General features: G+C 72.7%; 7 protein-coding genes and 1 pseudogene. 3 read left to right on the forward strand and 5 right to left on the reverse strand.

Features of this window, described 5'->3' with window-relative positions; translation table 11 throughout:
• Positions 1-880: EamA family transporter RarD (gene rarD / locus OOT08_RS06430; protein WP_325091765.1), on the reverse strand; the 880-nt coding region annotated here is incomplete at its 3' end.
• A 152-nt stretch (positions 881-1,032) separates the two neighbouring features.
• On the reverse strand, positions 1,033-1,329 hold the full coding sequence (gene groES / locus OOT08_RS06435) for a co-chaperone GroES (protein ID WP_325091766.1): 297 nt from the start codon (positions 1,327-1,329) through the stop codon (positions 1,033-1,035).
• Between the two features lie 205 nt (positions 1,330-1,534).
• Between groES and OOT08_RS06440 the strand changes: the two genes are divergently transcribed.
• The 3 genes from OOT08_RS06440 (at position 1,535) to OOT08_RS06450 (ending at position 4,163) form a co-directional block, all read left to right on the forward strand.
• Positions 1,535-2,185: a DUF4190 domain-containing protein gene (locus OOT08_RS06440; protein WP_325091767.1), complete on the forward strand. Its 651-nt coding sequence runs from the start codon at positions 1,535-1,537 to the stop codon at positions 2,183-2,185.
• A gap of 8 nt (positions 2,186-2,193) precedes the next feature.
• On the forward strand, positions 2,194-3,426 hold the full coding sequence (locus OOT08_RS06445) for a THUMP-like domain-containing protein (protein WP_325091768.1): 1,233 nt from the start codon (positions 2,194-2,196) through the stop codon (positions 3,424-3,426).
• A gap of 230 nt (positions 3,427-3,656) precedes the next feature.
• Complete coding sequence (locus tag OOT08_RS06450; protein ID WP_325091769.1) at positions 3,657-4,163, forward strand: DinB family protein; 507 nt, start codon at positions 3,657-3,659, stop codon at positions 4,161-4,163.
• Between the two features lie 7 nt (positions 4,164-4,170).
• Here OOT08_RS06450 and tsaD read toward each other — a convergent pair whose 3' ends face one another.
• From tsaD to OOT08_RS06465, 3 genes and pseudogenes are all read right to left on the reverse strand, one after another.
• Positions 4,171-5,241, reverse strand: coding sequence for a tRNA (adenosine(37)-N6)-threonylcarbamoyltransferase complex transferase subunit TsaD (gene tsaD, locus OOT08_RS06455; protein WP_325091771.1), 1,071 nt, complete (start codon positions 5,239-5,241; stop codon positions 4,171-4,173).
• Entirely contained in the window at positions 5,238-5,816 is a 579-nt protein-coding gene (gene rimI / locus OOT08_RS06460) for a ribosomal protein S18-alanine N-acetyltransferase (protein ID WP_325091773.1), read from the reverse strand. The genes tsaD and rimI overlap by 4 nt, the downstream gene beginning before the upstream one ends.
• A pseudogene (locus OOT08_RS06465) lies at positions 5,813-6,014 on the reverse strand (tRNA (adenosine(37)-N6)-threonylcarbamoyltransferase complex dimerization subunit type 1 TsaB); the annotation flags it as partial. The gene rimI and the pseudogene OOT08_RS06465, both read right to left, overlap by 4 nt.

A 6,014-nucleotide genomic window follows, 5' to 3' on the forward strand; every position in this document is an offset into this window, starting at 1 on the left:
GCAGTGTCTCGACGGAGAGCACGATCAGCGCCCCCCACACGAGCGCGAAGCCCACCCAGCGAGCGACCGGCACCTGCTCGCCGAGCACGAGCCAGCCCACGAGGAACATGAGCGAGGGGGCGAGGTACTGGGTGAAGCCGAGGGCGGTCAGGGAGAGGCGACGCGCGCCCGCCGCGAACAGAATCAGCGGCAGCCCGGTCACCGCCCCGGACAGGGCAAGCACCGCGATGAGGCCGGGAGAGGCCGAGGCGACGTCGAGTCCGCGGGTCCCGGCCAGCACCCCGAGGATCACGAGGGCCACCGGGGTCAGCACCACGGTCTCCACGAAGAGCCCGGGGAGCGCCCCCACCCGGTTCCCGATGCCCTTCTTGAGGAAGCCGTAGACCCCGAAGGACAGGGCCAACAGCAGCGCGATCCAGGGGAAGGTGCCGTAGCCGATCGCGATCACCGCGAAGGCAAGCACGGTGACCGCGAGGGCCACCCACTGCACCGGCGACAGCCGCTCCCCCAGGATGATCACGGCCAGCAGGATCGTCACGACGGGGTTGATGAAGTATCCGAGCGAGGCGTCCAGGATGTGCCCGGAGACGGAAGCGATCACGTAGGTCTGCCAGTTGACGTAGATCACGGCCCCGGCCAGCGCGAGCCGCCCGAGCACGGCACGGTCCCGGAACACCGCGGCGACCTGCGCCCAGCCCCGGGTCACCGTCAGCAACAGGGCGCAGAACACGAGGGTCAGCAGGATGCGCCAGGCGACGATCTCGAAGGCGTTCAGCCCGACGAGGAGGGCGAAATAGAGCGGGAGCAGCCCCCAAATCAGGTACGAGCCCAGGGCGAAAATGAGGCCGCGCCGGGACTCGGCAGCTGCGGGACGGGACACGGGTCCTCCGGGAGATCTGGGGTGACGGGGGTGGCTGACGGCGCGGTGCTGCCGCCCCGCCAGGGTGCGGCGGAGCGGCAGAGCCGGAGTTCGGCGAAAAAAACGGGGTCGATACCGGAACGGTATCGACCCCGAAACGCGGGGAGGGTTCCCTAGCGGACGACGACCGCGAGAACGTCGCGGGCCGAGAGCACGAGGTAGTCCTCGCCGGAGTACTTGACCTCGGTGCCGCCGTACTTCGAGTAGATCACGCGGTCGCCCACGCTGATGTCGAGCGGCACGCGGTTGCCGTTGTCGTCAATGCGACCGGGACCCACGGCGACGACCTCGCCCTCCTGGGGCTTTTCCTTCGCGCTGTCGGGGATGACGAGCCCGGAGGCAGTGGTCTGCTCTGCCTCGACCTGCTGGATGACGATACGATCTTCGAGCGGCTTAATGGCGACCGACACGGTTGACCTCTTTCTTCGGCGGAAACACAACGTGAAATTGGCACCTCGCAGTTGAGAGTGCTAATTCAGTTTAGAACGTCGTTGGCACTCACGCAAGGCGAGTGCCAATTGCGGCCCGCGCGAGCAGTTCCGTACTGCCGGGTCTAAGAAACACCTGACAGAATAGGGGGAGCCGGCCGCACCACCATCCGAGAGGACCACCGACATGTCCGAGAAAAACGACCCGACCCCCTGGCCCAACGCCGAGGGCGGCGACGCCAGCGCAGCTTCCCCGACGGAGGCCTCCGCAACGCCGGCGGATCCCTTCGCCCCGGCAGATCCCTTCGCTCCGAGCAGCCCCGAGGCTCCGGGCGCAGCCGCGACGCCCGCGGATGCCCTCCCGGCGTACCCGCAGCCGCCCGCGGATGCCCTCCCGGCATACCCGCAGCCGCCCGCCTACGCGCCCGGGCAGCCCGCCTACGCGCCTGAGCAGCCCGCGCAGCCCGGCTACGGTCAGGCCCCCTACGGCGCGCCCGGCTACGCCCAGCAGGGCTACCCGCAGGCTCCGGGATACGGCTACCCGCAGGCTCCCGCGCCCGGCTACGGCCAGGCCTACCCCGCGCCCGCGGGCCGCACGAACCTCTTCGCCATCCTGGCGATCATCGCTGCCTTCGTGTTCGCCCCCGTCGGCATCGTCTTCGGGCACATCTCGCTGAACCAGCTGAAGACCTCGGGCGAGAGCGGTGAGGGCCTCGCGAAGGCCGGGCTGATCCTCTCCTACATCTTCACCGGGCTCATCGTGCTCTACCTCGCCTTCGTGATCATCATGGTGGTCGTGTTCGCCGGGGCCGGTGTCGCCAGCACGAGCGGATACTGAGCGCCCGCGTGACGCAGCACACCCCCGGAACTCCCGGCCCCGACGCGGGCTGGGAGTTCCTCTTTTCTGCGCCCGGCCGCGAACGCCTCGCCGAACTCGACCGGAGCACCCCGCCGGGCGCGGACACCGCGGGCCTCGTACCCGAGCTGCGCCGCGCGGGCCACACGCCGGAGGAGACGAGCGCGCTGCTGACGCAGCTGCGCCTGCGCCGGCAGGCCAGGGCCAAGCTCGGCGACCTGTTCCCCACGGACGGCCTGCTCACGCAGGCGGGGCTTGAACAGGCCAGCCGAGCGGTCGTCGCCCGCGAACACGCAGCGCGATACCGAGCCGCCGGAATCACCTCCGTTGCCGATCTCGGCTGCGGCATCGGCACGGAATCCCTCGCCCTGGCGGAGGCGGGTCTCGCCGTCCGCGCGGTGGAACTGGACCCCGTCACCGCTCGAATCGCGGCGCACAACCTCGCGGGGTTCCCCCGCGCCGAGGTGCGCACGGGGGATGCGGCCTCCGCCGAGCTCGCGGGCGTCGAGGCCGTCTTCCTCGATCCGGCACGGCGCACCGCCGGACACAGCGACACCGCGCGGCTGACCTCGGTGGACGACTACTCCCCGAGCCTCGCCTTCGCCTTCGGGCTCGCCCGGGAACGACCCGCCGGGGTCAAGCTCGGCCCGGGTTTTGACCGCGAGCTGATCCCCGACGCCGCAGAGGCCCAGTGGGTCTCGGTCGGCGGGCAGGTCGTCGAGATGGGGCTCTGGTTCGGCTCGCTCGCCCGCCCCGGGGTGACCCGCTCGGCGCTGGTGCTCGCGGGGGGCGACGGACGCGCGGGCGCGCAGGAGCTCAGCGCCCGCGCCGACAGCGAGGACGAGCCGGTGCGGCCGTCAGGCTCCGTGCTCTACGAGCCCGACGGGGCCGTGATCCGCGCCCGCCTCATCGGGGACCTCGCCCGCTCACTCGGCGCGGGCATGCTCAGCGATCGCATCGCCTACCTCACGGCTGACGAGTTCGTCCCCACACCATTTGCCACGGGCTACCGCATTCTGGACGAGGTTCCGGTCAAGGAGCGAGACCTCCGCCGCGAGCTCGCCGCGCGCGGCATCGGCACCCTGGAGATCAAAAAGCGCGGCATCGACGTGGACCCCGCCCAGCTGCGCACCCGGCTCAAGCTGAAGGGCCGCGCGAGCGCGACCCTGTTCCTCACCCGGGTCGCCGGGCAGCACACCGCCTTCCTCGCCGAGCGCTGCTGAGCGCGCGGGCCCGGTGATCGGGGCCGCTGGGGAGCGGGACGGGCCCGGACGGCCGGGCACTGCCTCTCCCCGATCACGAGGATCCGTGGCATCATGTGCCGTGGCCACCTGCGCCGCGGCCCGGTCCCCGAGGGACCGACCCACCGCTCCCTCGTCCGCACGCGCGGGGGCCGCGTGCCGGTCCTCGCCTCCCGGGGTCCCGCCGGCACCCAGCCGAAGGAGGAGAGCGCATGACCCCATCCGTTTCCCCGCTGAGCACGGAGGCCGACGATCTGCGCGGCGCCTTCGCCACGCAGCGCGGGCTGCTGGAACGCACCGTGACCGGGCTCACCCCGGAACAGCTGAGCCTTAGCCCCACCGCGAGCGAGCTCTGCCTCGGGGCGATCCTCGCGCACCTGGCCGTGGTGGAGAGCCAGTGGCTCGACCGGGCCGGGGTGCCCCGCGACAGCCCGCTGCTCCCCGATCCCGGCAGCGCACCGTTTCCGGATCGGGACGGGCGCGACCTCGACTCGTTCCGGGCTGAGGGGGGCGCGGTTGCCGAGCGTTTGGATGCCTGGCTCGCTGCCGAGCCCGATCTCGGTGCGCGGGTGCCGCTGCCCGCGACGCCCTGGTTTCCGGCCGGAAGCACCTGGTCCCGACGCGAGGTCCTCCTGCACCTGCTCCGGGAGATCGCGCAGCACAGCGGCCACGCCGACCTGATCCGGGAGGCCATCGACGGCCAGAAGACGATGGGCTGAGCGCGGGTTACCCGACCTGAATGTCGGTGACGGGCAGCGACGAGTCCGCGCCGAACCCGAGCGAGGAGGGGGCGTGCCCCGCGGCCACGAGTTGGGCGCCGAGGGAGGCGATCATGGCGCCGTTGTCCGTGCAGAGCGACAGCGGCGGGATGCGCAGCTCGACGCCCGCGGCCGCGGCGCGCTCCTGGGCCAGCTCGCGCACCCGGGCGTTCGCGACGACGCCGCCCCCGAGCAACAACCGGGGGACGCCGAGGTCCGCGCAGGCGGCGAGCGCCTTGCGCGTGAGGACATCGGCGACGGCCTCCCGGAAGCTCGCGGCGACGTCGGCAACGGGCACGGGCTCGCCCGCGTCCCGGCGCTGTTCGACCCAGCGGGCGACGGCGGTCTTGAGCCCCGAGAAGGAAAAGTCGTAGCGGTGCTTCGCGAGGTCCTTTGGCAGGGTCAGCCCGCGGGGGAAGCGGATCGCGTTCGGGTCGCCGCCCGCGGCGACCCGGTCGATCTGAGGGCCGCCGGGGTAGGGCAGGCCGAGCACGCGGGCGACCTTGTCGAAGGCCTCCCCCGCGGCGTCGTCGATCGTCTCGCCGAGCATCTCGACGTCGCTCACGAGGTCGCGCACGAGGAGCAGCGAGGTGTGCCCGCCGGACACGAGCAGGGCCACGGTGGGGAACTCGAGCTCGCCCGCCGTGTCGTGGAGCAGATCGGCTCCGACGTGGCCGACGAGATGGTTCACGGCGTAGAGGGGCTTGTCGAGGGAGAGGGCGAGCGCCTTGGCGGCGGAGACGCCAACCATCAGGGCGCCCGCGAGGCCGGGGCCGCTCGTGACAGCGATCGCGTCGAGGTCCGCCAGGCGAATCCCGGCCTCCGCGACGGCTCGATCGATCGTGGGTCCGAGGGCTTCGACGTGGGCGCGGGCGGCGACCTCGGGGACAACGCCGCCGAAGCGGGCGTGCTCGTCCATCGAGGAGGCGATGGCGTTGGCGAGGAGGGTGCGACCGCGGACGATCCCGATGCCGGTCTCGTCGCAGCTCGTCTCGATGCCGAGGACGAGGGGTTCGCGGGCGGGGCTTGGGGCGGTCATGCTCGGGGCTCCTGGGGGTGCTCGGGGCGGGCGAGGGGCGGCGCGATCTGCTCGGCGCCCACGGGGCCGGGGGCGGCCGGGCGCTCGGCGCGGGGGGCGGGGGCGAGGGACAGCCGCATCACGATCGCGTCCACGCCGTCGGACGGGTAATAGTTCTTGCGCACGTCGATCGCGTCAAAGCCGAGGTCGGCGTAGAGCGCGCGGGCGACGGGGTTATCGGCGCGCACCTCGAGGAAGATTTCCTCGGCCCCGGTCGCACGGGCTCGGGCCATGAGGGCGCGCATGAGGGCGCGCCCGTGCCCGGCGCCGCGGGCCTCGGCGGCGACCGCGATGGTCTGCACGTCCGCGACGGCCCCGGGGTGGAAGAGCCCGGCGTAGCCGAGGACGCGCTCGGCCCCGGCCGTCCCGTCGGAGCCGGTCTCGGGGTCCGCCGCGAGCACGAAGTAGCTGCGGTGCGGCGCCCGGAGTTCCTCGTCGAGCTGGCGGGGGCTCCAGGCATCGGAGCCAAAGATCTCGGCCTCCAGCCCGGAGAGCTCGCGCAGGTCAGCCGGGGTGGCCGGGCGGATCCGGATCACGCGCTGACCCGCTTCGGGGCGGAGGGTTGCCGCACATCGGGGCTGCGCAGATAGCGGGCGCGGTCCGAGGCGAACTCGCGGCCCGTGGCGAGGCGGCGGGCCGCCAACCGGACGAGGTTCGCGGCGGGGATCAGCTCGGGCCAGAGCGCGTCCGGGGTGGGGTGCTCGGTCTCCTCGGCGCGGGTGATGAGGGTGGGC

It is taken from the genome of Leucobacter sp. M11 (assembly GCF_035726885.1).
GTDB lineage: Bacteria > Actinomycetota > Actinomycetes > Actinomycetales > Microbacteriaceae > JAPFRB01.

Bases quoted from the DNA above. Each gene is read 5' to 3' on its own strand.
- OOT08_RS06440 (WP_325091767.1), top strand. From the start codon at position 1,535: ATGTCCGAGAAAAACGACCCGACCCCCTGGCCCAACGCCGAGGGCGGC.
- tsaD (WP_325091771.1), bottom strand. From the start codon at position 5,241: ATGACCGCCCCAAGCCCCGCCCGCGAACCCCTCGTCCTCGGCATCGAG.
- OOT08_RS06450 (WP_325091769.1), top strand. From the start codon at position 3,657: ATGACCCCATCCGTTTCCCCGCTGAGCACGGAGGCCGACGATCTGCGC.